This window comes from Nitratireductor pacificus pht-3B (genome assembly GCF_000300335.1).
Classification (GTDB): domain Bacteria; phylum Pseudomonadota; class Alphaproteobacteria; order Rhizobiales; family Rhizobiaceae; genus Nitratireductor; species Nitratireductor pacificus.
In genome coordinates this window covers 269,145-291,974 of record NZ_AMRM01000001.1, presented here as the reverse complement: position 1 = coordinate 291,974, position 22,830 = coordinate 269,145, and the positions used below count along the sequence as shown (strand labels likewise).

Annotated in this window: 20 protein-coding genes and 1 tRNA gene; 14 read left to right on the top strand and 7 right to left on the bottom strand. The window is 65.1% G+C overall.

The genetic code is table 11. The features are described from left to right. Positions 1 to 18: 18 nt before the first annotated feature. Both NA2_RS01335 and NA2_RS01330 read left to right on the top strand, forming a co-directional pair. Positions 19 to 1,476, top strand: coding sequence for a TrkH family potassium uptake protein (locus NA2_RS01335; RefSeq protein ID WP_008593313.1), 1,458 nt, complete (start codon positions 19 to 21; stop codon positions 1,474 to 1,476). Positions 1,477 to 1,561: 85 nt separating this feature from the next. Beyond that, positions 1,562 to 2,740 carry an alpha/beta hydrolase gene (locus tag NA2_RS01330; RefSeq protein ID WP_008593311.1) on the top strand — a complete coding sequence of 393 codons (1,179 nt, stop codon included), beginning with the start codon at positions 1,562 to 1,564 and terminating at the stop codon, positions 2,738 to 2,740. Positions 2,741 to 3,063: 323 nt separating this feature from the next. Here the strand turns inward: NA2_RS01330 and NA2_RS01325 are convergent, their stop codons facing one another. After that, positions 3,064 to 3,666, bottom strand: coding sequence for a TetR/AcrR family transcriptional regulator (locus NA2_RS01325; RefSeq protein WP_040676358.1), 603 nt, complete (start codon positions 3,664 to 3,666; stop codon positions 3,064 to 3,066). Positions 3,667 to 3,766: 100 nt separating this feature from the next. Here NA2_RS01325 and NA2_RS01320 point away from each other — a divergent pair, with 100 nt between their 5' ends. After that, the gene (locus NA2_RS01320; RefSeq protein WP_008593306.1) at positions 3,767 to 4,507 is read left to right on the top strand and encodes an SDR family NAD(P)-dependent oxidoreductase; all 741 of its coding nucleotides are present in this window, start codon (positions 3,767 to 3,769) and stop codon (positions 4,505 to 4,507) included. 20 nt (positions 4,508 to 4,527) lie between these two features. Here NA2_RS01320 and NA2_RS01315 read toward each other — a convergent pair whose 3' ends face one another. Both NA2_RS01315 and NA2_RS01310 read right to left on the bottom strand, forming a co-directional pair. Then, complete coding sequence (locus tag NA2_RS01315; RefSeq protein ID WP_008593304.1) at positions 4,528 to 5,169, bottom strand: NAD(P)-dependent oxidoreductase; 642 nt, start codon at positions 5,167 to 5,169, stop codon at positions 4,528 to 4,530. 137 nt (positions 5,170 to 5,306) lie between these two features. After that, the gene (locus NA2_RS01310) at positions 5,307 to 6,242 is read right to left on the bottom strand and encodes a DMT family transporter (protein ID WP_008593303.1); all 936 of its coding nucleotides are present in this window, start codon (positions 6,240 to 6,242) and stop codon (positions 5,307 to 5,309) included. Between the two features lie 122 nt (positions 6,243 to 6,364). Between NA2_RS01310 and NA2_RS01305 the strand changes: the two genes are divergently transcribed. Further along, entirely contained in the window at positions 6,365 to 7,270 is a 906-nt protein-coding gene (locus NA2_RS01305) for a LysR family transcriptional regulator (protein WP_008593301.1), read from the top strand. Positions 7,271 to 7,374: 104 nt separating this feature from the next. Further along, positions 7,375 to 9,189: a DNA helicase RecQ gene (recQ, locus tag NA2_RS01300; protein WP_008593299.1), complete on the top strand. Its 1,815-nt coding sequence runs from the start codon at positions 7,375 to 7,377 to the stop codon at positions 9,187 to 9,189. 35 nt (positions 9,190 to 9,224) lie between these two features. Here the strand turns inward: recQ and NA2_RS01295 are convergent. Both NA2_RS01295 and wrbA read right to left on the bottom strand, forming a co-directional pair. Further along, positions 9,225 to 9,310 (bottom strand) — tRNA-Leu (locus NA2_RS01295). Between the two features lie 142 nt (positions 9,311 to 9,452). Further along, positions 9,453 to 10,052: an NAD(P)H:quinone oxidoreductase gene (wrbA, locus tag NA2_RS01290; protein ID WP_008593296.1), complete on the bottom strand. Its 600-nt coding sequence runs from the start codon at positions 10,050 to 10,052 to the stop codon at positions 9,453 to 9,455. 182 nt (positions 10,053 to 10,234) lie between these two features. Here wrbA and NA2_RS01285 point away from each other — a divergent pair, with 182 nt between their 5' ends. The 9 genes from NA2_RS01285 (at position 10,235) to NA2_RS01245 (ending at position 20,636) form a co-directional block, all read left to right on the top strand. Continuing rightward, on the top strand, positions 10,235 to 10,987 hold the full coding sequence (locus NA2_RS01285) for a competence/damage-inducible protein A (RefSeq protein ID WP_008593294.1): 753 nt from the start codon (positions 10,235 to 10,237) through the stop codon (positions 10,985 to 10,987). A 75-nt stretch (positions 10,988 to 11,062) separates the two neighbouring features. Continuing rightward, the gene (locus NA2_RS01280) at positions 11,063 to 11,905 is read left to right on the top strand and encodes a universal stress protein (RefSeq protein WP_008593291.1); all 843 of its coding nucleotides are present in this window, start codon (positions 11,063 to 11,065) and stop codon (positions 11,903 to 11,905) included. Positions 11,906 to 12,043: 138 nt separating this feature from the next. After that, a complete protein-coding gene (gene gpt / locus NA2_RS01275; RefSeq protein WP_008593289.1) occupies positions 12,044 to 12,541 on the top strand; it encodes a xanthine phosphoribosyltransferase in 498 nt (165 codons plus the stop codon). Positions 12,542 to 12,589: 48 nt separating this feature from the next. Then, the gene (gene bluB / locus NA2_RS01270; RefSeq protein ID WP_008593288.1) at positions 12,590 to 13,333 is read left to right on the top strand and encodes a 5,6-dimethylbenzimidazole synthase; all 744 of its coding nucleotides are present in this window, start codon (positions 12,590 to 12,592) and stop codon (positions 13,331 to 13,333) included. A gap of 193 nt (positions 13,334 to 13,526) precedes the next feature. After that, positions 13,527 to 14,000 carry an NUDIX hydrolase gene (locus tag NA2_RS01265; RefSeq protein ID WP_008593286.1) on the top strand — a complete coding sequence of 158 codons (474 nt, stop codon included), beginning with the start codon at positions 13,527 to 13,529 and terminating at the stop codon, positions 13,998 to 14,000. Between the two features lie 117 nt (positions 14,001 to 14,117). Then, positions 14,118 to 15,653 (top strand): inorganic phosphate transporter, encoded by a 1,536-nt coding sequence (locus NA2_RS01260; protein WP_008593284.1) that lies wholly within the window; start codon positions 14,118 to 14,120, stop codon positions 15,651 to 15,653. A gap of 647 nt (positions 15,654 to 16,300) precedes the next feature. Then, a complete protein-coding gene (locus NA2_RS01255; protein ID WP_008593281.1) occupies positions 16,301 to 20,074 on the top strand; it encodes a vitamin B12-dependent ribonucleotide reductase in 3,774 nt (1,257 codons plus the stop codon). An 87-nt stretch (positions 20,075 to 20,161) separates the two neighbouring features. Beyond that, positions 20,162 to 20,407: a DUF4160 domain-containing protein gene (locus NA2_RS01250; protein ID WP_040676356.1), complete on the top strand. Its 246-nt coding sequence runs from the start codon at positions 20,162 to 20,164 to the stop codon at positions 20,405 to 20,407. Continuing rightward, the gene (locus NA2_RS01245; protein ID WP_008593277.1) at positions 20,388 to 20,636 is read left to right on the top strand and encodes a DUF2442 domain-containing protein; all 249 of its coding nucleotides are present in this window, start codon (positions 20,388 to 20,390) and stop codon (positions 20,634 to 20,636) included. Before NA2_RS01250 ends, NA2_RS01245 begins: the two co-directional genes overlap by 20 nt. 9 nt (positions 20,637 to 20,645) lie before the next feature. Here NA2_RS01245 and NA2_RS01240 read toward each other — a convergent pair whose 3' ends face one another. Continuing rightward, positions 20,646 to 21,695, bottom strand: coding sequence for a dipeptidase (locus tag NA2_RS01240; RefSeq protein ID WP_008593275.1), 1,050 nt, complete (start codon positions 21,693 to 21,695; stop codon positions 20,646 to 20,648). 106 nt (positions 21,696 to 21,801) lie between these two features. After that, a complete protein-coding gene (locus NA2_RS01235) occupies positions 21,802 to 22,824 on the bottom strand; it encodes a glycoside hydrolase family 25 protein (protein ID WP_040676353.1) in 1,023 nt (340 codons plus the stop codon). Between the last annotated feature and the right edge of the window lie 6 nt (positions 22,825 to 22,830).

Below are 22,830 nucleotides of genomic sequence, written 5' to 3'. Positions count from 1 at the left end.
ACCCCGGGGACCCACTTATTGCAGTACTTAGCCATCCGCGCCGCGCTTCACATAGCGGCGGTGTTCGCGATCTACCTGTCGGCTGCCATGCTCGTTCCCGCCGCCGTCGATCTTTATTACGGCAATGACGACTGGCGCGTCTTCGCCTTTTCGGCCCTGTTCACCGGCGGCCTTGCCACCGGCGTGTCGCTCGCCACCCAGGGACGCGCGCCGGTCATCTCGTCGCGTTTCGGCTTCCTCGTGGTCAATCTGATGTGGCTGACGGCCTGCGTCGTCGGCGCGGTGCCCATGATTGCCTCCTCCATCGATTTCAGCCTCGCGGATGCGGTTTTCGAATCGGTTTCGGGCGTCACGGCGACCGGCGCCACCATCATCGTCGGCCTCGACGGCATGCCGCCCGGCCTCCTCTTATGGCGCTCCATCCTGCAATGGATCGGCGGTCTTGGCGTGATCGCCCTCGGCCTGTTCATCCTGCCCTTTCTGAATGTCGGCGGCGTCTCCTATTTCCGCATCGAATCCTCCGACATCGAGGACCGCCCCTTCGACCGCTTCTCGACCTTCGCCGTCGGCCTGGTCAGCATCTACGCCCTTCTGACGCTTGCCTGCGGCATCGCCTATGCGGCGGCCGGCATGCGCATGTTCGATGCGCTCAACCATGCGATGACCACCGTCGCCACCGCCGGCTTCTCCACGCATGATGCCTCGATGGGATACTACAACGACAATCCCGCCGTTCTTTGGGTCGGCACGCTCTTCATGTTCGTCAGCGCCCTGCCCTTCTCGATCCTGATCCTGTTCGCCGTGCGCGGCCGCCTCGATGCACTGCGCGATCCGCAGATCCGGGTTTTCGCCGGCTATGTCGTAGTGTTCGTCCTGGCGGTGGCTGTCTATCTCCGGCTGGCCAACGACACGCCCTTCCTGCAAGCCCTGACCCATTCGGCGTTCAACTTCGTCTCGATCATCACCACGGCCGGCTATGCCAGCGACGACTATTCGCAATGGGGCCCGTTTGCCGTCGCCGCCGCCTTCGTCGCCATGTTCCTCGGCGGCTGCTCCGGCTCGACGACCGGCGGCATCAAGGCCTACCGCTTCCTGATCCTGTTCAAGCTGCTGGCCAACGGCCTGCGGCGGTTCGTCTATCCCAACACGGTGGTCACCGTCCGCTATGGCGACCGTCCGGTGGAAGACGACCTGCAGCGCGCGGTCGTCCTGTTCATGTCGGCGTTCCTCGTCATCTGGGCGCTTATCATCCTGCTGCTGGCCGCTACCGGACTGGATTTCATGACCGCCATCTCCGCCGCCCTGACCGGCCTGACCAATGTCGGCCCCGGTCTCGGCCCGATTGTCGGCCCGGCCGGCACGTTCGCGCCCCTACCCGACATCGCCAAATGGATCATGGCCTTCGCCATGCTGATGGGAAGGCTTGAAATTCTGGCGGTTCTTGTCATTTTCACGCCCGTTTTCTGGGAGAGATAGCGTCATCTGCGCTACACACGCTATGGGACCGGGTCGATACGGCCTCTCCCATGAAGTCAACCAGGGCGAAGAGGATCATTACCCAATGCGCTTTCGCCCGCTCCACGCCGCCGCCGCACTGCTTCTTCTGGCGCTTCTCGCCGGCTGCGCGAACCCGAGTCCCGCCAGGCTCATGGCGCGCACCATCGCACCGGCAAGCGAATCGCAGATCGCCGCGACCCATGGCATCTTCATCGCCACCAACCGCGCCGCGACGGAAGCCCCAGGCCAGCTTTTCGATGGCGGCAGAGCCATGCAGACCGCGTTCGCGCGGGTCGAGATCAGCATTCCCGCCGTCCACGAGACCGGCAAGATGGAACTCGCGCCCAATCCCGAAGTCGCCGACCCCGCCCGCTATTTCTCGGCGCGGCGGGCCATGCTCTATCCCGAGCGCGGGCAGTTCGAAACGGCTCTCTCACAGGACATTGCGGCGCGCGGCGGGCGGGCCCTCATCTTCATCCATGGCTACAACACCGGCTTCGACGCCGCGGTCTACCGCGCCGCGCAGATCTTTCACGATGCCCAGTACAGCGGCACGCCGATCCTGTTTTCCTGGCCGTCGGCGGGCCGCACCATTGATTATGTTTACGACAACAACAGCGCCACCACCGCGCGCGACGCGCTCGAGGAGACCCTGCGCACGCTGGTCCGGGCGGGCGCAAAGCGCATCGATGTCGTCGCTCATTCGATGGGCAGCTGGGTCACGATGGAGGCGTTGCGGCAACTGGCGATCACCGGCGATCGCGATCTTGGCGGAAGGCTGGCTGACGTCGTGCTGGCTTCCCCCGACATCGACATCGACGTGTTCAAGGGGCAGATGCGCCGCTACGGCGTTCCCGAAAAGCCGTTTGCAGTGCTTACCTCGCAGAACGACCGCGCCCTGACCCTCTCCGGGTTCATCGCGGGCAACAAGCCCCGCCTTGGCGATTACCGCGATGCGGCGGATCTGGCCGAGCTCGGCGTCACGGTCATCGATGTCACCAAGGTCTCGTCGGGCGACTGGCTCAACCACACGAAGTTCGCGGAAAACCCGATCCTGGTGCGTCTTCTGGGCGAACGCCTGTCGAGCGAGGGCGAACTCGACGAGCGCGACCCCGACCTCATGATCGGCCGGATGGAGAGCCTGGTGCGGGGCATCGGCCAGACTGTCGGAACCGCCGCCGACATCGTCATCACCACGCCGCTGCAGGTGATCGAGCTCGCGACGGGGCAGCCGGGCCGCTGACGGGAAAACGGGATGACGCCTGAGCGCGCCCCGCATTCGACTGAGCGTACGAAGTGATCTAGGGTCAGGATCTATTAATCTTGCTTGATTGGTATGAGTCAGTTTGTCCGGGGAGGAGGCGCAAGCCTGCAGGAAACCATCCGGTTTTCAAAGGCTTGCAACGCTCTCCCCGGGCAAACTGGCCATATCCCTAAGGGACGGACGATGGACTTCGAACTGCCGCGTCGAGCCGCTTGGACGGGCATAAAGCCCGTCCTGCGCATCTCTCCTTGCATTTCCGTGTCCATCATCCGCCAATCAAGCAAGATTAATAGGTCCTGACCCTAGCTGGCGACCGCTTCCCAGGCAGCCATGGCGCTGTCGATCAGGCGCTCGAGCCTCTCCATGGTCGCGCCGTCGCGCGCCTGGATCGCCAGCCCGTTCATGACGGTGGCATAGAACGCGGCGACGCGCGCGGCATCGGCGCCTCGGGGAACATCGCCCTCCTCAATGCCGCGCAGAACGCGGCGACGGAAATTCTCTTCGCTCTCGCGGCGATTGTCGGCCAGGAAACTGCAGACGGGGTTGTTTTCCGGCGCGCCGGCCAGCGCCGAGACGACGACCATGCAGCCGCGCGGATTGTCGGGGTTCGTGAAACTGCGGGCATTCACCCGCAACGCCGTCTCGATGGCGCTGCGCGCCGTCCGTCCCTGATCAAGCGCCTCGCCGACGGGAGCGCCCTCCTCCTGCTCGTAGAGTTCGATGGCCTCGCGAAACAGCGCTTCCTTGCAGCCGAACGCGGCATAGAGGCTGGGCTTGTTGATGCCCATCGCCTGCGCCAGTTCGCTGACCGAGGTGCCCTCGTAGCCGCAGGTCCAGAAGACCCGCATCGCCCGATGCAGCGCTTCACTCCTGTCAAAGGCTCTGGGTCTGCCGCGTTCCGCCATTTCACACACCTTCTGTACCACTCCGTAAGTAATTCGCTTGACCGGTTTCCACAAGCCGTCTACGCATTTCATACCGATCGGTATATAAATGGAGATCCTTATGCAGGACCTGGAAGGCAAGGCAGCACTGGTGACCGGAGGCAGCCGGGGAATCGGCGCGGCCATCGCGCGTCGGCTCGCAGCGCGCGGCGCAGATGTCGCGATCACCTATGCCCACAACGGCGAGAAGGCGGCGGCCGTCGTGGCCGATATCGAGGCCGCGGGAAGACGCGGCCTGGCCGTGCAGGCCGACAGCGCCGACCCGCGTGCCGTCACGGCCGCAGTCAACCAGACCGCCCGGGCGTTCGGGCGGATGGACATCCTGGTCAACAATGCGGGCATCTTTCCCTACGGCCCGCCGGAAGACGTGACACTGGAGGAGATCGACCGCACCATCGGCATCCATGTCAAGGCGGTCTTCGTCGCCTCGCAAGCCGCGTTGCGCCATATGGGCGAAGGCGGGCGGATCATCTCCATCGGCTCCTGCTTCGCGCAGCGCGTGCCGCATGGCGGGGTAACGCTCTACGCGATGAGCAAATCGGCGCTGATCGGCTTCACCAAGGGGCTGGCCCATGACGTGGGCGCGCGCGGCATCACGGTCAACGTGGTCGATCCTGGTTCGACCGACACGGACATGAACCCGGCCGATGCCGAGGGCGCCGATGGCCAGCGCGCCCTGACGGCGGTCGGCCATTTTGGCGCTCCCGAGGACATCGCCTCCATGGTCGCGCATCTGGCCAGTCCCGAAAGCCGGTTCATCACCGGGGCCTCGCTCGCCGTCGACGGCGGACACAACGCCTGACGACGAGCGGCGCAACCCCCTCAGTATCCAACGGTGAAGCGGGCGCGGCGATGCCGCGCCTGCTCGGCCTCGTCGATGAGGGCGATCGCGAGATCCTCCATCGAGATCGCCGAGCGGCCCGCCTCGTCGATCAGGAGTTCATCGGCACCCAGCCGGAAAACGCCGGTGCGCTCGCCCGGCTCCAGCACCGCCGGCGGGCTGAGATAGGTCCAGTCGGCATGCCTGTCCGCGAGGCAAGCCGCGAACTGCTCGTTCGACGCCTGCGCAATGGCCCGGTATTCCGGTGGTACGAACCGCGGATCGTCGATGACGGCGATACCTTCCGTCCCGGGAACGGTCAGGCTCGCCGCGCCGCCGACGACGAGAAGGCGCACGTCGGCGCGCACGGTTCCGGCAAGCAGGGCGCGCATCATGACGGCATGATCCGCTTCCCTGCCCGGCGACGGGCGCGTCGCGGCGATGACGGCATCCAGCCCCCTCGCCAGCACCGCCACCTCCTCGACATTCGACGCATCCCCTGCCAGCAGGGTCGCGCCTGACGGCACGTTCCACGTCCGCCCAAGGTCACGCACGATGGCAGTCATCTCGTGACCGCGGGACAGCCCTTCCGCGATGACGCGGCTTCCAGTGTTTCCGTTTGCACCGAATACGGCAATACGCATGTGTTTTCTCCAGTTGCTGAGGTCTGATGGGATTGGCGGGAAAGCATGGGCACGAAGGTGTCCATCGCACCGGCCTCGCGCTGAGGCCGAAGCCGGATTTCAGAGGATCGATGTCCCCGAACTGCGGGTATCGAGAGTCAGGCCGGTTCGCGGGCACCCATCCGCGCCTGCCGGTTGCTGCGTCGCAGGAGCAGGACGATCGAGGCGACCACCGCCATGCTGCCCGGCAGCCAATGCCAGCCGATCAATTCCGGTTGGCCGACGAACAGCACCACCATCGACACGAAAGGCACCAGATAGCTGTAAGCCGTCACCGCGCCGGGCGTCAGCACACCGGTGCCGCGCTGGATCAGCCAGAAGGTCACGCCGCTCGAAAAGACGCCCAGATAGGCCACCAGAAGGAAGTCGCCCAGGCTCATCCGCGCCATACCCCGCACCGGTTCCATGAGCAGGCCGGCGACGGCGATCAGCACACCGCCTGCGGCAAGGCTCCAGAAGGTCCGCGCCGCTGCGTCGCCGGACAGCAGCCCGCGTGACAGGCCCCACTTGGACAACACCGGATAAAGCGCCGAGGCGACAACGCCGAGGAAGAACAGCACCTCGTTCCAGCCGAACTGCAGGGCATCCAGATCGCCGCCCGATTGAGCCAGCGCCAGCGCCAGGGCGCCGAGCGCTCCCAGCCCCAGGATCGCGAGAAGTCCGCCGGCGCGCGGCTCGACCCGCAGCATCCGCCCAAGTCCGTAGGCCAGAAGCGGCATGAAGATGAACAAGGCCGACATGGACAGCGCCGTCACCCGGTGCGCGGCCCAGAACATGATTCCGAAGAAGCCCGCGAGGCAGAGGCCCATCACCGAATAGAGAAGGAGCGCCACCAGGCCCGGCCGCCATGCTGCTGCGGTCCGCACCATCGGCACCATGGCCAGCGCGGCGATGGTGAAGCGCAGCGCCGTCAGCAACAGGGGCGGCAGGCCCTCGGTCAGCAACCCCACCACCGGAAACGATGCGCCGACGATCAGCGCCCAGAAAAACATGCCCGCATGGGCACCTGTTGCGGTCTTCTCGGTCTCGGCCATTTGCGCACCTGTCTCAAAAGAGGTTGTTCCCCGCGATCGGCGGTCCGCAATAGGTAAAGCCTTGCCGATCAGTTGATAATATGCAGGTTTGATCAATGACTATTCACTACAGGTAGCGAATCATGGATCGACTGACCGCACTCAACGTCTTTCGCACCGTGGTCGATCTCGGCAGTTTCGCCGAGGCCGCGCGCCAGCTCCGCCTGTCTCCGGCGGCCGTCAGCAAGAACATACGCGAGCTGGAAACGCATCTCGCGGTTCGCCTTCTGAACCGCACGACCCGGCGGATGAGCCTGACGGAGGCCGGCGCGCTCTATCATCAGCGGGTCAGTGGCATTCTCGACGATCTTCACGAGGCGGATGCGACCCTGGCGCCTCTTCAGCAGCAGCCGCGCGGCCTGTTGCGCGTCAGCGCCCCGGTGTCGGCGAGCCTCGTCGCGCTCACCGAGGCGATACCCCGCTTCCTGGAATGCTATCCGGACATCGCGCTGGATCTGCGGCTCGACGACCGGCGGGTCAACATCGTCGAGGATGGGTTCGATCTCGTCATCCGCGGCAGCGACAGGCTGGAGAGTTCCAGCCTCATCGCCCGCAGGCTTCTGACGCTCGATCACGTCCTGTGCTGCGCCCCGGCCTATCGCGCGCGCGCCGGCGCGCCGGCGTCGCCGGAGGAACTGAAACGGCACAACTGCGTCCAGTTCACGCTTTCGGGCCATGCCGACGAATGGACCTTCACAAAGGCCGACCGCAGCGTCAGCATCGCGATCGACGGGCGCTACAAGGTGACCTCCAGCCTTGCCGTCCGTGATGCGCTGCGCGCCGGCTTCGGCCTCAGCCTCACCCCCCGCCTCTATGTCCAGGAAGACCTCGCCGCCGGTCGGCTCGTTCCCCTGCTCGAGGATTGGACCCCCGTCGAAACGACGCTCTACGCGATCTATCCCTCCGCCCGCCTCGTTCAGGCGAAGGTTCGCGCCTTTCTGGATTTCCTGGTCGAGACGCTCGGTGCATCCGCGCGCCACGATCCCTGACGGGATCCGCCCGCCTGCACCCGGGCAGCAAACCTGTCCCGCCTGCACCCAGGCGGCAAACCTGTTATGAGGAACCGCTGTTCCGATTCCCCAACAGGCGTGCCGTGACCACCGATCCTCTGCATATCCTCAAGACCGTCTATGGCTACGACGCATTTCGTGGCCGCCAGGCGGAGATCGTCGATCACGTCATCGCCGGCAACAACGCCTTCGTGCTGATGCCCACCGGCGGCGGAAAATCCCTGTGCTATCAGATCCCGGCGCTCTGCCGGCCGGGCATGGGTCTGGTCGTCTCACCGCTGATCGCGCTGATGGCCGACCAGGTCGCGGCGCTGCGGCAGGCGGGCGTGCGCGCCGCCGCGCTCAATTCCGACCTGCCGCCCGAGGAGCGCCGCGATCTTTGGCGGGCGATCGGCGAAGGCACGCTCGATCTTCTCTATGCCGCGCCCGAAACGCTTCTGCGATCGGGCATCATCGACCGCCTGCGCAACATCCCCCTTTCGCTGATCGCCATCGACGAGGCGCACTGCCTTTCCCAGTGGGGCCACGATTTCCGCCCGCATTATCGCCAGCTCGACGCCCTGGTTGACCTGTTCCCGGACACGCCGCGAATGGCGCTGACGGCCACCGCCGACGCGCCGACGCGCGGCGAGATCGTCGCGCATCTGCAGATCGGCAACGATGACAGCTTCATCGCCGGCTTCGACCGGCCGAACATCCGCTACGCAGTGGAGGAGAAGGACAATCCGCGCCGCCAGCTGATGCGGTTTCTCCAGAACCATGAGAACGAAAGCGGCATCGTCTACTGCCTGTCCAAGCGCAAGACGGAGGAAACCGCCGCCTGGCTGCAGGATCAGGGGTACAACGCGCTCGCCTATCATGGCGGCATGGACAAGGCGGCCCGCGAGGTCAACCAGACCCGTTTCCAGCGCGAGGAAGCGGTGGTGATGGTCGCGACCATCGCCTTCGGCATGGGCATCGACAAGCCGGATGTGCGGTTCGTCGCCCATATCGACCTGCCCGGCAGCATCGAGGCCTATTATCAGGAGACCGGCCGCGCCGGCCGCGACGGCCTGCCCTCCGAGGCCCTGATGCTCTACGGCGCCGACGACATCGCGCTGCGCCGTCGCTTCATCGACGAATCGGACGCGCCCGACACCCGCAAGCGCATGGAGCAGCAGAAGCTCGATGCCCTGCTCGGCCTCACGGAAACGGCGCAGTGCCGGCGTCAGGTCCTGCTCAACTATTTCGGCGACGCCTGCTCCCCCTGCGGCAACTGCGACACCTGCGCCAATCCGCCGGAACGCTTCGATGGAACCGTCGCCGCGCAGAAGGTCCTGTCCTGCATCTACCGCACGGGAGAGCGCTTCGGACAGGCCTATGTCATTGCCGTGCTTCTGGGCGATGAGGACGAGCGCATCGCCCGCTTCGGCCATGACCGGATTTCCACCTTCGGGATCGGCAAGGAGCACGATCAGCGCACCTGGCGCTCGATCCTGCGCCAGCTCATCGCCCACGGTTTCATCCATGTCGATCTCGCCGGCCATGGTGGACTGTCGATCGCGGAAGCCGGCCGCCGCTTCCTGCGCGAAAAGCCCGTGCTGATGCTGCGCACGCCGCCGCCGGCTGCGAAGGGCCGGAAAGGCCGCGCGGCGCGCGGCGGCGTGCCCGTCAGCCTCGACCAGACCGACAGCGCGCTGTTCAACGCGCTGCGCGATAAACGCATCGAGATCGCGCGCGAACAGAATCTGCCGCCCTATGTGATCTTCCACGACAAGACGCTGATCGAGATGGCCAGAACTCGCCCCGCGAACCGCGCCGATATGGCCGGCATTTCAGGCATAGGGGAAGCCAAGCTCGACCGCTACGGCGAGGCCTTCCTGGCGGTCATCGCCGGTCATCAGCCGGACGCCGGCTGAAGGAACCGCCGGGGATCTTCAACTATGTGTTGTGCTGGTGCGGACGGCGGGGATCGAACCCGCACGATCTAGGATCGAGGAATTTTAAGTCCCTTGCGTCTACCAATTTCGCCACGTCCGCTCGGGGCAACGACTAGCCGCAGAACCGCGCGCGATCAAGCGGGATACGCATGTTCGTCAGAAAATACGCATGTACAGGAGGGCGCGCGATGCGGGTGCTCCGTGGCCCGCCCGCATCCTGCCCGAGGAAGCCTGGCGGCCTGTCAGCGGGTGAGCCGGGCGGTGATCTCCGCGAGCCGCTTGCCTTGGAATTTCGCGCCTTCCAGCTCCTGTTCGGAGGGCATCCGCGAGCCGTCGCCATTCGTCGTCGTGGTCATGCCGTAAGGCGCGCCGCCGCGAACCGTGTCGTTGCCCATCTGGTCCTGATAGGCGTAGGAAAGTGGCACAATCAACATTCCGTGATGTTGCAGGGCGAGCTGCGTCGTGGCCAGTGCCAGCTCGGCGCCGCCGTGCTGGGTCGCCGTCGAGGACATCACCGTCGCCGGCTTGTCGATCAGCTTGCCCTCGGCCCAGAGCGGGCCGGTCTGGTCGAGGAAATTCTTGATCTGGGCGGCCATCATGCCGTAGCGCGTCGATACGCCGAAGATGAAGCCGTCATAGTCTGCCAGTTCCAGCGGGTCGGCCACGGGGGCGTCCTGGTCGAGCTTGTAATGGGCCTTGCGGGCGACCTCGTCGGGGACGAGTTCCGGCACGCGCTTGACCGTCACGTCGGCGCCCGCTTCGCGCGCGCCTTCGGCCGCTGCCCGAGCCATCGCTTCCATATGGCCCCAGCTTGAATAGTAAAGAACCAGGATCTTGCTCATCGGTTTTGCTCCGTGCGAGTTGCTTCTGTCGAGACCGCCTTGCGGCAGCCGAAACATAGCTAGTGGGGAATCCCCTCGTCTGAAACCGCCGCAGGGCCGACACACTGTTCACTGTTTTCGACCCATTGCCCTGCCCGGTGCACGGGTCTATCTCTCGACCGTTCAAAGGAGACCGATGGGCGATGAGCAAGATTGTGACCGCTGCGATGGTGGTGATCGGCGACGAAATCCTCTCCGGCCGCACCAAGGACCGCAATATCGGTCACCTGGCCGACATTCTGACGGCCGTCGGCATCGACCTGAAAGAGGTTCGCGTGGTTTCGGACGACCGCGACGCCATCGCCGAGGCGATCAACCAGCTTCGGCTCCGCAACACCTATGTCTTCACGACAGGCGGCATCGGCCCGACGCACGACGACATCACCGCCGATTCCGTCGCCCATGCCTTCGGCGTGCCGTGCGGATACGACCGGAAAGCCTACACGCTCCTGGAACAGCACTATGCCACGCGTGGCATCGCGTTCTCCGATGCCAGGAAGCGCATGGCGCGCATGCCGGAGGGCGCCGAGCACATCGACAATCCGGTCTCCGTCGCGCCCGGCTTCCGCATCGGGAACGTCTACGTGATGGCCGGCGTGCCGGCGATCTTCCAGGCCATGCTGGATACGGTCGTGCCGACGCTGGAAACGGGCGCCAAACTCATCTCCCGCACCATACCGTCATCCCTTCCCGAAGGCGCCATCGGCGGTCCGCTCGGCGATATCCAGGCGTCCAATCCGGAAACCATCATCGGCTCCTATCCAAAATACCAGGACGGCACGTTCTGGACGGAGATCGTGGTCCGCTCGCGTTCCCACGAGAAACTGGCGGCGGCGGCCGGCGCGGTGGAATCAATGCTCGAGACCCTGCAACCCAAACAACCCCTCGCCCGTTGATCTGGCGCAAAGCGCGCCGGAGCTGCCGTATTACAGTGCCGCCGGTTGCCGCTTTCGTCCTTCAAGGAGGCAGATATGAGCTACAAGACGATCCTTGCCATTCTCCAGAGCGAGGCCGATGCATCGCGCGTCCTCGACCTGGCGCTGCCGCTGGCCGCCCTTCACGACAGCCATGTGATCGGGCTGCACGCCGAGGCGTTGCCGATGGTGATGGCCTCGCCGATGGGCGGTCCGGTCGTCGATCTCAGCATCGACATGCAGGAAGAAACCGGCCGGCGGCATGCCGTCATCCGCCAGCTATTCAGTGAACGGGCCCGCATAGAGGGCGTCGCCAACGAGTGGCGCGGCTTCGACAGCGTGTCCGGGGATTCCGCGATTTCCGGCATCGAAAGCGCCCGCAGCGCCGATCTGGTCGTCGCCCAGCAGACCGATCCGGACGCCACCTCCAGCATGGCGGCGAATGTCGAGGCCCTGCTGTTCGAAACAGGCCGGCCGGTATTGCTCGTGCCCTATGTGCGCAAGGCCCGGTCCGCCCAATTCAAGAAGGTTCTGCTGGCCTGGAACGGCAGTCGCCAGGCGGCGCGCGCCGCCTTCGACGCCCTGCCGTTCATGAAGGAGGCCGACAGCGTCGAGGTCCTGTGCGTCGATCCGCGCGACACGCCACGACGCGACGCGGAGATGGCCGGAACGGCGATTGCCGCCGCGCTTGCCCGCCACGGCATCGACGTGACGGTGAAAGTGGAAAGTTCCGGCGGCGTGTCGCATGGTGAGGCGATCGACAACCGCATCGCGGACACCGGCGCCGATCTTCTCGTGATGGGCGCATTCGGCCGCTCCCGCCTCAGGGAATTCGTCTTCGGCGGCGCGACGCGCACCATCCTGCAGTCGATGACCGTGCCGACCCTGATGGCGCATTGACGCAGGCTTCCACGCCGATCATCCGATGCCGGGCTTGCGCTCGGCATCCATTTCCGGCTAATTCACCGCGCATTCCCGTCTCGGCGCTGCGGCGCCCCAGCCCTGGCGCAGAGGCGCCATTTGCGGAGTGCGTTGCCGATGTCCCTTCCCGAAAAAGCCTTCCCCGTCTCCTGGGACCAGTTTCACCGTGATGCCCGTGCGCTCGCCTGGCGCCTGTCCGGCGTCAACGGCGAGTGGAAAGCCATGGTCTGCATCACGCGCGGCGGACTGGTGCCGGCGGCCGTGATCTCGCGCGAACTCGGCATCCGCCTGATCGAGACGGTCTGCGTGGCGTCCTATCACGACTATTCCGAGCAGGGTGAGCTCCGGGTTCTGAAGGAGGTCAATCCCGCACTTCTGGAGAATGATGGCGAGGGCGTCCTGATCGTCGACGATCTGACGGATACCGGCAAGACGGCGGCCATCGTCCGCGCCATGATGCCCAGGGCGCATTTCGCGACCATCTATGCCAAGCCGAAGGGACGCCCGCTGGTCGACACCTTCGTCACGGAGGTCTCCCAGGACACCTGGATCTACTTCCCGTGGGACATGGGCTTTTCCTACCAGAAGCCGATTTCCGAAAAGGAACGCGGCTGAGCAGCCGTCCGGGGATCGCGCCACAGGCCCATCGCAGGAGAGACCAGCATGACGGACCAGCCGGCGGCGTCCGACCACGGCCTGCAACCCGGCGATCCCTTCGCCGAAGCGGATCGGAGAGCGGTCTATCGGGCCATTGCCACACGCCGTGATGTGCGCGCTGAATTCCTGCCGGACCCGATCGACGACGCCACGCTGGCCCGTCTGCTTTCCGCCGCCCATCACGCTCCGTCGGTCGGACTGTCCCAGCCGTGGGACTTCGTCATCGTGCGCAGCCTCGAAACCCGCCGGCGCATCGTCGACATCTTCCGCGAAGCGAACGAAGAGGCCGCAGCCCTGTTTCCCGCGGAAAAGCGGTCGCAATACAGGGCGCTCAAGCTCGAGGGCATCACCTCCGCCCCGCTCAACATCTGCGTCACCAGCGATCCCGAACGTGGCGGACCGGTGGTGCTTGGTGCCACCCATATGCGAGACACGGACCTCTTCAGCACGGTCTGCGCCATCCAGAACTTATGGCTTGCCGCGCGCGCCGAGGGCATCGGCATCGGCTGGGTCAGCATTCTCGATCCGGCGCGCGTCAAGGCGGCGCTCGGCATTCCAGACCGCATCCGTCTCGTCGGATATCTGTGTGTCGGGCGCGTCAGCGGATTTTTTGACCGCCCCGAGCTCGAGCAGCGCGGCTGGCGCAGGCGCACCCCGCTCGCCGCGCTCGTTCACGACGAGGCCTGGGGCGCCTCGGCCGATCCGCTTTCACAGGCGCTCGAACGCACAAATCTTGCATCAAACAGTTGATTCTTCATCAGGAATGACTATTTGTGTGCGCACGGGCCGAGCGGTAATTTGAGTCGCGGCCTACGCTCGGACAGAGGCCTTTGCTCTCGCCGACCGCGTAAGACAACGTAAAACAGGAAGTTGAGGCGGCAGCTAAACTCCGGGTGCGAACCCGGAACGAAGGAGAAGTGCGATTATCAGTCACTGCACACGCATGCGGCTGACCGAAAAGGTCCGGCGTCTGTTCGGCGGCAATCCACGCCGCGTTCAGGCTGCGGCCCTGCCATGGCGCAGGTCGGCAACCGGTGGGCGCATCGAGATTCTCCTGGTCACGAGCCGTGACACGGGCCGCTGGGTTCTTCCGAAAGGCTGGCCGGAGGGCGCGGAATCGCTCTCCGAGGCGGCGGTGCGCGAGGCGCGCGAGGAAGCCGGCATCAAGGGCCGCGCCCATGCCAGGGAGATCGGCCGCTTCTACTACAGCAAGCTGCGCGGCTCGGGCGTCGAATGGCGCTGCGAGGTCGCCATCGTGCCGCTGGAAGTGACCCGCGAACTGGCGAAGTGGCCGGAGCGCAAGCGCCGCACCCGCCAGTGGTTTGCCGCGCGCGATGCGGCGGCGCTCGTCGACGAGCCTGATCTGGCGGAACTGCTGCTTCGTTTTGCCGACAATCCACGGGAAATCGCCGCCTAAGGCTTCTGTTTTTCCGGTCGGTGCTTGCCGTAGCCGCCTTTGTTACCTAACCCGTGATCATTGTTGACGCCGCGCCGGACTGTTGGTGTGCCGCGCCGGTCGCAGAGTGGATATGGCATGACCGATACAGCAGCGACGCCGCGCAAGCAGACGCTCGACAAGGACCTTGACAAGCTCGTCCATGTGGAGGAAGCCACGAGCACTGTTGCCCGCGGCCTCGTTGCGCCGGGGCTCGGCCTTCTGTTCCTGGCGCTGGCCGCGATCTTCGCCGCGACCTACGTGGCCGGCGAGCCCGGCGCCATCATCATCATCGCCGCCGCCGCGATCGGCGCCTACATGGCGCTCAACATCGGCGCCAATGACGTCGCCAACAATGTCGGCCCCGCGGTCGGCGCCAAGGCGATGAGCCTCGGCGGCGCTTTATTGATCGCCGCTGTTTTCGAGAGCGCCGGCGCGTTGATCGCCGGCGGCGAGGTTGTTGGAACCATCTCCAAGGGCATCATCGATCCGGCGGCCGTCGGAACGCCGGAAGCCTTCATCCGGGCGATGATGGCGGCGCTCATCTCCTCGGCGCTGTGGATCAACCTGGCGACCTGGATCGGCGCTCCCGTCTCGACCACCCATTCCGTGGTCGGCGGCGTGGTCGGCGCCGGCATCGCCGCCGCCGGATTTGCCTCGGTCGACTGGCCGACCATGATGCAGATCGCCGCGAGCTGGGTCGTCTCCCCGGTCATCGGCGGTGTGGTCGCCGCCCTGTTCCTGGCCTTCATCAAGACGGCCATCATCTATCAGGACGACAAGATCTCGGCCGCCCGCCGCTGGGTGCCCCTGCTGATCGCCGTCATGGCCGGCGCCTTCGCCACCTATCTGACGACCAAGGGCCTCAGCCGGGTCATCACCATCAGCGGCCTCGGAACGGCGCTTGTCGGCCTCGCCTTCTTTGCGGTCACATGGGTCTTCGCGCATATCCTGGTGCGCCGCCAGTCCGAAGGGCTCGAGAACCGCAACCAGTCCCTGCGCCGCCTGTTCAAGCTGCCGCTGGTGATTTCCGCCGCCCTGCTCTCCTTCGCTCATGGCGCCAACGACGTGGCGAATGCGGTCGGTCCGCTGGCCGCGATCGTCTTCACCGCCAATGAGAGCACCGTCAATGCGACGGTCGTGATCCCCTTCTGGGTAATGGTGATCGGTGCCGCCGGCATCTCGCTCGGCCTGGTCCTGTTCGGCCCCAAGCTGATCCGCATGGTCGGCGAGCAGATCACCAAGCTCAACCCGATGCGCGCCTTCTGCGTCGCCCTGTCGGCCGCAATCACGGTCATCATCGCCTCCGCCCTGGGACTGCCGATCAGTTCGACCCACACCGCCGTCGGCGCGATCTTCGGCGTCGGCTTCTTCCGCGAGTGGTACACGGCCCATTCCAAGCGCCGCCGCGCCTACCTCGAGCGCAAGGGTGTCGAGTTCAGGAAGAATGGCGGCGTGTCCCCCGAGGACGAGGAAGAGCTGGAGCTGCAGAACACCTCCCGCGAGGAGATCGCCCGGCGCAAGCTGGTGCGCCGCGTCCACGTGCGCACCATCGTCGCCGCCTGGGTGACGACTGTTCCCGCCGCGGCACTCCTGTCGGCCGGCATCTACCTCGTGCTCGATCTGATGGTCTGACCCGCCCGCTCCCCGGATCCTCGGCGGAGCATCGCACAGCCGAAAGGCGGAGGATTGGCGGGTTCCGTGAGACGCAAGCCCGGTCGGAAGCCATCCCCATTATTCACACCGCACACACACAACATCTTGCGGTCATAAATCAACCAGGAACGATAGCTTGACGGGCGGCGGCGAGTCGCTTTTTATGGATTTTGCGCCGGCGTCTGAAGGCGCGATTGGCCAAGCGTCGCATTGGTCGATTTTCCGGATTTGTTTTGAGTTTCCAAGGGCTGCCCGAACCTGTTTCGGGCAGAGCGGTCCTGTTCGCGCCGCGAAAAGAAAGCGAATGACGCGTGGATTTCCGGTCTGGTGGAAAGAAGCTGTTAACACTATATTTAGTGTATTCAGATATCATTCATACCAGATAATGTGAAAGTTATGTGACGTTATCGTCGCGTGTGCGTCAGGTTGGGGGCGGTTCTGCGGAAACGTGGATCATGACTTTTCGAGCGGACGAAAGCGCCGCGAAAAGCACCAACCTTCGGTATCAGGAGAGCCGTTCAGTCGTTCGAACGGCAGTCGGCGGACAACCGTCCGGCGCGGCAAAATCGTGATGAGGCGTTTGCCGTCGCGGACACTATATTTGGGATTAGGGGCAAGAGGACAAAATGCGCATCGAACGTCGGTTCACCAAGGAAGGTCGTGGCCCTTACGCGGAAATCCCGTTCCGCAAGGCGACCAGCGAGATCAAGAACCCGGATGGCTCCATCGTCTTCCGGCTGGAAAACATCGACGTCCCGGCGCAGTTCAGCCAGGTCGCCAGCGACATCCTGGCGCAGAAATATTTCCGCAAGGCCGGCGTGCCGGCGCGCCTGAAGAAGGTCGAGGAGAACTCGGTTCCCTCCTTCCTGTGGCGTTCGGTGGCCGACGAGGCGGCCCTCGCCGACCTGCCCGAGAACGAGCGCTACGGTTCCGAGACCAGCGCGGCGCAGGTCTTCAACCGGCTTGCCGGCACCTGGACCTACTGGGGCTGGAAGGGCGGCTATTTCGATTCCGAGGCCGACGCGCAGGCCTTCATGGACGAGCTGTGCTACATGCTCGCCACCCAGCGCGTCGCGCCCAACTCGCCGCAATGGTTCAACACCGGCCTGCATTGGGCCTACGGCATCGACGGCCCCGGCCAGGGCCATCATTATGTCGATCCCTTCACCGGCAAGCTGGTGAAATCCAAATCGGCCTATGAGCATCCGCAGCCCCATGCCTGCTTCATCCAGTCCGTCGGCGACGATCTGGTCAACGAAGGCGGCATCATGGACCTGTGGGTCCGCGAGGCGCGCCTGTTCAAATACGGCTCCGGCACCGGCTCCAATTTCTCGCATCTGCGCGGCGAAGGCGAAAAGCTCTCCGGCGGCGGCAAGTCGTCGGGCCTGATGTCCTTCCTCAAGATCGGCGACCGCGCGGCGGGCGCCATCAAGTCAGGCGGCACCACGCGCCGCGCCGCCAAGATGGTCGTGGTCGACGCCGACCATCCCGACATCGAGGCCTATATCGACTGGAAGGTGAAGGAAGAGCAGAAGGTGGCGAGCCTCGTCACCGGCTCGAAGATCGTCAAGAAGCATCTCGAAGCGATCATGAAGGCCTGCGTCAATTGCGAGGGCGCCAATGACGACTGCTTCGACCCGGCCAAGAACCCGGCGCTGAAGCGCGAGGTCAGGGCCGCCAAGCGCAACGCCGTGCCGGAAAACTACATCAAGCGCGTCATCCAGTTCGCGCGGCAGGGCTACACCGACATCGAGTTCAAGACCTACGACACGGACTGGGATTCGGAAGCCTATCTCACCGTTTCGGGCCAGAATTCCAACAATTCCGTCTCCCTGAAGGATGATTTCCTGCGCGCCGTCGAGACCGATGGCGACTGGGACCTGATCCGCCGCATCGACGGCAAGGTCGCCAAGACGCTGAAGGCGCGCGAGCTGTGGGAGAAGATCGGCTACGCCGCCTGGGCGTCCGCCGATCCGGGCCTGCACTACAACACCACGATGAACGACTGGCACACCTCGCCGGCGGCGGGTCCGATCCGCGCCTCGAACCCGTGCTCGGAATACATGTTCCTCGACGACACGGCCTGCAACCTCGCCTCGATGAACCTGCTGCAGTACCGCAACAAGGACGGCTCCATCGACATCGCGGCCTACGAGCACACAGTGCGGCTGTGGACCATGGTACTGGAAATCTCCGTCATGATGGCGCAGTTCCCGTCCAAGGAGATTGCCCGCCTTTCCTATGAATACCGCACGCTGGGCCTCGGCTACGCCAATATCGGCGGCCTGCTGATGACCTCGGGCATCCCCTACGATTCGCCCGAGGGCCGCGCCATCGGCGGCGCGCTGACGGCCATCATGACCGGCGTCGCCTACGCCACCTCGGCCGAGATGGCCGGCGAGCTGGGCGCCTTCCCGGACTATGAGCGCAATGCCGAGCACATGCTGCGCGTCATCCGCAACCACCGCCGCGCCGCCCATGGCGAGGCCGAGGGCTATGAGGGACTGTCAGTCAATCCCGTGCCGCTGAAGGCCGAGGATTGCCCGCAGGATGCGCTGATCGAGCATGCGAAGCTTGCCTGGGACCGCGCCCTGGAGCTCGGCGAGAAGCACGGCTACCGCAATGCGCAGGCGACCGTCATCGCGCCGACGGGCACGATCGGCCTCGTCATGGACTGCGACACGACCGGCATCGAGCCTGACTTCGCGCTGGTGAAGTTCAAGAAGCTGGCCGGCGGCGGCTACTTCAAGATCATCAACCGCGCCGTGCCGGAGGCGCTGCGCACACTCGGCTATGGCGAGGCCCAGATCGCCGAGATCGAGGCCTATGCGGTCGGCCACGGCAATCTGAACCAGGCCCCTGCCATCAATCCGACCACGCTGAAGGCCAAGGGTTTCGACGACGAGAAGATCGAGGCGCTGAACACCGCGCTGAAGAGCGCCTTCGACATCAAGTTCGCCTTCAACAAGTGGACGCTCGGCGAGGAGTTCTGCAAGGTCGCGCTCGGCTTCACGCAGGAGCAGCTCGACGATTTCTCTTTCGAGATGCTCCCTGCCCTCGGCTTCTCGAAGAAGGACATCGAGGCCGCCAACATCCACATCTGCGGCGCCATGACGCTCGAGGGTGCGCCCCATCTGAAGGAAGAGCATCTCGCCGTCTTCGACTGCGCCAATCCCTGCGGCAAGATCGGCAAGCGCTATCTGTCGGTGGAAAGCCACATCCGCATGATGGCGGCGGCGCAGCCCTTCATCTCGGGCGCCATCTCCAAGACCATCAACATGCCCAACGACGCGACGGTTGAGGACTGCAAGGAAGCCTACATGCTGTCCTGGAAGCTGGCGCTGAAGGCCAACGCGCTCTACCGCGACGGCTCCAAGCTCTCCCAGCCGCTCAACGCCGCGCTGCTCTCCGACGATGACGAGGAGGCCGACGACCTGGTCGAGGAGCTGGTCGCCGCGCCGACCGCCGCCCAGGCCGCGATCGTCACCGAGAAGATCGTCGAGCGTATCGTCGAGAAGGTGGTGCGCGAGCGCGAGAAGCTGCCGAACCGCCGCAAGGGCTACACCCAGAAGGCCGTGGTCGGCGGGCACAAGGTCTATCTCCGCACCGGCGAGTTCGACGACGGGCGCATCGGCGAGATCTTCATCGACATGCACAAGGAAGGTGCTGCCTTCCGCGCCATGATGAACAACTTCGCCATCGCCATCTCGCTCGGCCTGCAATATGGCGTGCCGCTCGAGGAATATGTGGAGGCCTTCACCTTCACCAAGTTCGAGCCGGCCGGCATGGTCCAGGGCAACGACGCCATCAAGAACGCCACGTCGATCCTCGACTATGTGTTCCGCGAGCTGGCCGTCTCCTATCTCGGCCGTTCCGACCTCGCCCATGTGGACACGAGCGACTTCACGAACACGGCGCTCGGCCGCGGCATCACCGAGGGCAAGGCGACCCCCTTCTCCAAGGGCCTGACCCGCGGCGCGCCGCTCAAGGTCGTGTCCGGCAAGGGCGGCGGCGAGCCGAAGGGCGAAACGGTCGCGGCCACCACGGCGCATGCCGGGTCGAATGTCCGCGCCATCTCGTCGGGCGCCACCGTGCGCGCGCTGAAGCCAGCCGTCTCCGAACTCCAGGAGGAAGCCACCGCCTTCCGCCGCGACTACGAGGAACGGGCCAGGGAACTGGCCGAGGAAGCCGCCCAGGAGGAGATCGCCGACGCGCTCTTCACCGATGCGGCGGCCGAGGAAGCGGCCGAGGCCAAGAAGGTCGAAAGCCACCGCCGCCAGCAGGCGATCATGCAGGGCTATACGGGCAACATGTGTTCGGAGTGCCAGAACTTCACCATGGTGCGCAACGGCACCTGCGAAAAGTGCGACACCTGCGGCGCGACGAGCGGGTGCAGCTGAGCGGGCACGCGGAGACGTGACAGCGCTATGGCCTCCCTATGATGTCAGCGGACTCTTAGGGAGGCCTTTCCTTAAGGCGCTGCAGCCATGCCATTGATCTTCCGGGAAGGTCCTTACCGGGTTTTCTTCTACTCGAACGAGGGTAATCCGCGCGAGCCGATGCATGTCCACGTCCGCCATGGCGAGCGTGAAGCCAAGGTCTGGCTTGCCCCGGCGATCTTGATCGCCGAAAGCTCCGGCTTCAATTCCCGGGAGCTCGGAGCTATACTCTCCATCATCGAAACCAATCGCGCGCGCATCGAGCAGGCTTGGAATGAGCATTTCGGCGACTGAGGTCCGCTTCGACGATCACACCATGTGGGTCAGCCTCACCGACGGGCGCACGCTCGGCGTGCCGCTGGCCTGGTTTCCCCGGCTGCTGCGCGCGACGCCTGCAGAGCGCGCGCAATGCGAGATCAGCCCGATGGGTCTCCATTGGGAAGCGCTTGACGAGGATATCTCGATTGCCGGACTGCTCGTCGGTCGCGGAGACCAGACCCAGAAACCTTCGAAGGTTGCCTGACCGGCTCCCTCACCCGATCGTCCGCTCCAGCACGTCCACCCAGTTGCGCCAGGCGATCTTCTCTATAAGCTCGCGCCCGTAGCCGGCGCTCTCCATTGCCTCGATGAGTTTCGGTAGGCCGCTTGCGTCGCCGATGGCGGCGGGCACGGTGGCGCCGTCGAAATCCGAACCGAACGCCACGCCCCCCTCGCCCAGCGCCTCCAGCAGCGCATCCAGATGGCGGATCATCACGTCGAGGCCGGTGTCGGCGCCCATGCGCCCGTCCTCGCGCAGGAAGCCGGTGGCGAAGTTGAGGCCGACCAGCCCGCCCGTGTCGCGGATGGCGGCAAGCTGCCAGTCCATCAGATTGCGCGAATGGCCGCACAGCGCGTGCACGTTGGAATGCGTCGCCACCAGCGGCGCGTCGCTGATCTTCGCCACGTCGCGAAAACCCTCGGCGTTGAGATGCGACAGGTCGACGAGAATTCTGAGCCGGTTGCAGGCCTTCACGAGCGCCTTGCCGGCCTCCGTCAGGCCGGGGCCGATCTCCGGCGTCGCCGGAAAGCGGAAGGGCACGCCATGGGCAAAGGCATTGGGCCTGCTCCAGACCGGACCCAGCGAACGCAGCCCCGCCGCATGAAGCACGTCGAGCAGAACAAGATCCATGTCGACCGCCTCCACTCCCTCGATGTGGAACACCGCCGCGAGCGATCCCTTCTCCATCGCGGCGCACACGGCGCCCGCGCTGCGGCAGACGGTGAAGGCGCCATCCGAAGCCCGTTCCAGCCGCATCAGGATCGACGCCATGCCCAGCGTCGGGGCAAGCGCGTCGGCGCGCGCGAGTTCCGGCGGCACCTCGTCGGCAACGTTCATGGCCCGCCGCGTGCCAGGCGTTTCCAGCGGCGGGGGAAAGATGGCGAACATGCCGCCGGCAAGGCCGCCCTTTCGCGCACGCGGCAGATCGATATGCCCGCCCGGCAGCCCGTCGATGAAACGGGCGACCGGGTCGGCGTCCTTCGATTGATAGAGGCGCAGCAGCGCATCGTTGTGACCGTCGAACACCGGAATGAGATCTGTCATGGAATGGACTCACGTGGCGGGAGAGCAGCGCTGAAGCGCGACCCAGCCGTTTTAGGCAAGGATGCGCTTCAGGGCAAACCGTTCCGCGCGGCTTGATTTACGGCTTCTAACCCGTCGTCTTCGAGATCCAGCGCCACCAGGCGCGTTCGTCGCCGTGGAAAACGTTCAGATCGATCTTACCGTTGACGCCCTGCGACAGGCCTGAGCCGGAATACTGCCAGAACACCCAGTCGCGTCCCGGATAGACCTTCGAGGGATGCTGGGCCACGGCGCGCAGCCAGAAGGGATGGTTGGGGAACGCGCCTTTCAGATTGTCCGCGTAGAAATCGGGCGCAGTATAGATGATCGGGCGCTGGCCGTAATGCCGCTCCAGCCGGTCCATGAAGACCTTCATCTTCTCCAGCACCTCGGCGCGCGAGGGACGCCATTTGCAGCTTGAGAGATGGTTCCATTCCACGTCCAGCACCGGCGGCAGCGCGCCCTTCACCTTCGGCACGTTGCGGATGAACCACTCTGCCTGGTCCGCCGCCGTCCGGCACCAGAAGAAGAAGTGATAGGCGCCGCGCCGGATGCCGGCCAGATGCGCCGCGTTCCAGTTCTTCTTGAACATCGGATCGATGTGGTCGACGCCGTCGGTGGCCTTGATATAGGCGAAGTTCGCACCGCGCTCACGCAGCTTCTGCCAGTCGATGTCGCCCTGCCAGCGCGAAACGTCGACGCCATGGACCGCATGATGCTGCGGCGTCACCTTGCCGAAATTGATCGGCTTGGCGTCGCTGAACCGGCTGCGATAGACCCGCCCGCGCGTAGCGGGTGCGGCCGGCTCCGGGCGCAGTTGCGGCTTGGGCGGCGTGATCAGCGCCACCTGTTCGAGCGCCGGCGTGGACACGCGGTCCGGCTCGGCGATCGCCGTCATCCCCGCCTCGCTGACAGGCACGGCGACATTCTCCTCGCGCATCTCCTGCAGTGCGGACGACTGGGGAATGCCGACATTCGGCCGAACAACCGAGGCGGTTGTTTCCATCGAGGGTCTCTCGACCTGCAACGCCGTTTCGATGCTTCCGCCGCGCATGCAGGCGGAAGCGGCGAAGGAAAGCAGCAGCACCAGGAACAGGGAAGAAAAACGCATGACCCA

What these genes read in the sequence shown, in the direction of transcription:
- NA2_RS01265 (WP_008593286.1), top strand. Translation starts at nt 13,527, where the DNA reads ATGCGGCTGACCGAAAAGGTCCGGCGTCTGTTCGGCGGCAATCCACGC.
- NA2_RS01330 (WP_008593311.1), top strand. Translation starts at nt 1,562, where the DNA reads ATGCGCTTTCGCCCGCTCCACGCCGCCGCCGCACTGCTTCTTCTGGCG.
- NA2_RS01250 (WP_040676356.1), top strand. Translation starts at nt 20,162, where the DNA reads ATGCCATTGATCTTCCGGGAAGGTCCTTACCGGGTTTTCTTCTACTCG.
- bluB (WP_008593288.1), top strand. Translation starts at nt 12,590, where the DNA reads ATGACGGACCAGCCGGCGGCGTCCGACCACGGCCTGCAACCCGGCGAT.
- NA2_RS01285 (WP_008593294.1), top strand. Translation starts at nt 10,235, where the DNA reads ATGAGCAAGATTGTGACCGCTGCGATGGTGGTGATCGGCGACGAAATC.
- NA2_RS01320 (WP_008593306.1), top strand. Translation starts at nt 3,767, where the DNA reads ATGCAGGACCTGGAAGGCAAGGCAGCACTGGTGACCGGAGGCAGCCGG.
- NA2_RS01260 (WP_008593284.1), top strand. Translation starts at nt 14,118, where the DNA reads ATGACCGATACAGCAGCGACGCCGCGCAAGCAGACGCTCGACAAGGAC.
- NA2_RS01240 (WP_008593275.1), bottom strand. Translation starts at nt 21,695, where the DNA reads ATGACAGATCTCATTCCGGTGTTCGACGGTCACAACGATGCGCTGCTG.
- wrbA (WP_008593296.1), bottom strand. Translation starts at nt 10,052, where the DNA reads ATGAGCAAGATCCTGGTTCTTTACTATTCAAGCTGGGGCCATATGGAA.
- NA2_RS01235 (WP_040676353.1), bottom strand. Translation starts at nt 22,824, where the DNA reads ATGCGTTTTTCTTCCCTGTTCCTGGTGCTGCTGCTTTCCTTCGCCGCT.
- NA2_RS01255 (WP_008593281.1), top strand. Translation starts at nt 16,301, where the DNA reads ATGCGCATCGAACGTCGGTTCACCAAGGAAGGTCGTGGCCCTTACGCG.
- NA2_RS01305 (WP_008593301.1), top strand. Translation starts at nt 6,365, where the DNA reads ATGGATCGACTGACCGCACTCAACGTCTTTCGCACCGTGGTCGATCTC.
- NA2_RS01310 (WP_008593303.1), bottom strand. Translation starts at nt 6,242, where the DNA reads ATGGCCGAGACCGAGAAGACCGCAACAGGTGCCCATGCGGGCATGTTT.
- NA2_RS01315 (WP_008593304.1), bottom strand. Translation starts at nt 5,169, where the DNA reads ATGCGTATTGCCGTATTCGGTGCAAACGGAAACACTGGAAGCCGCGTC.
- gpt (WP_008593289.1), top strand. Translation starts at nt 12,044, where the DNA reads ATGTCCCTTCCCGAAAAAGCCTTCCCCGTCTCCTGGGACCAGTTTCAC.
- NA2_RS01280 (WP_008593291.1), top strand. Translation starts at nt 11,063, where the DNA reads ATGAGCTACAAGACGATCCTTGCCATTCTCCAGAGCGAGGCCGATGCA.
- NA2_RS01245 (WP_008593277.1), top strand. Translation starts at nt 20,388, where the DNA reads ATGAGCATTTCGGCGACTGAGGTCCGCTTCGACGATCACACCATGTGG.
- NA2_RS01325 (WP_040676358.1), bottom strand. Translation starts at nt 3,666, where the DNA reads ATGGCGGAACGCGGCAGACCCAGAGCCTTTGACAGGAGTGAAGCGCTG.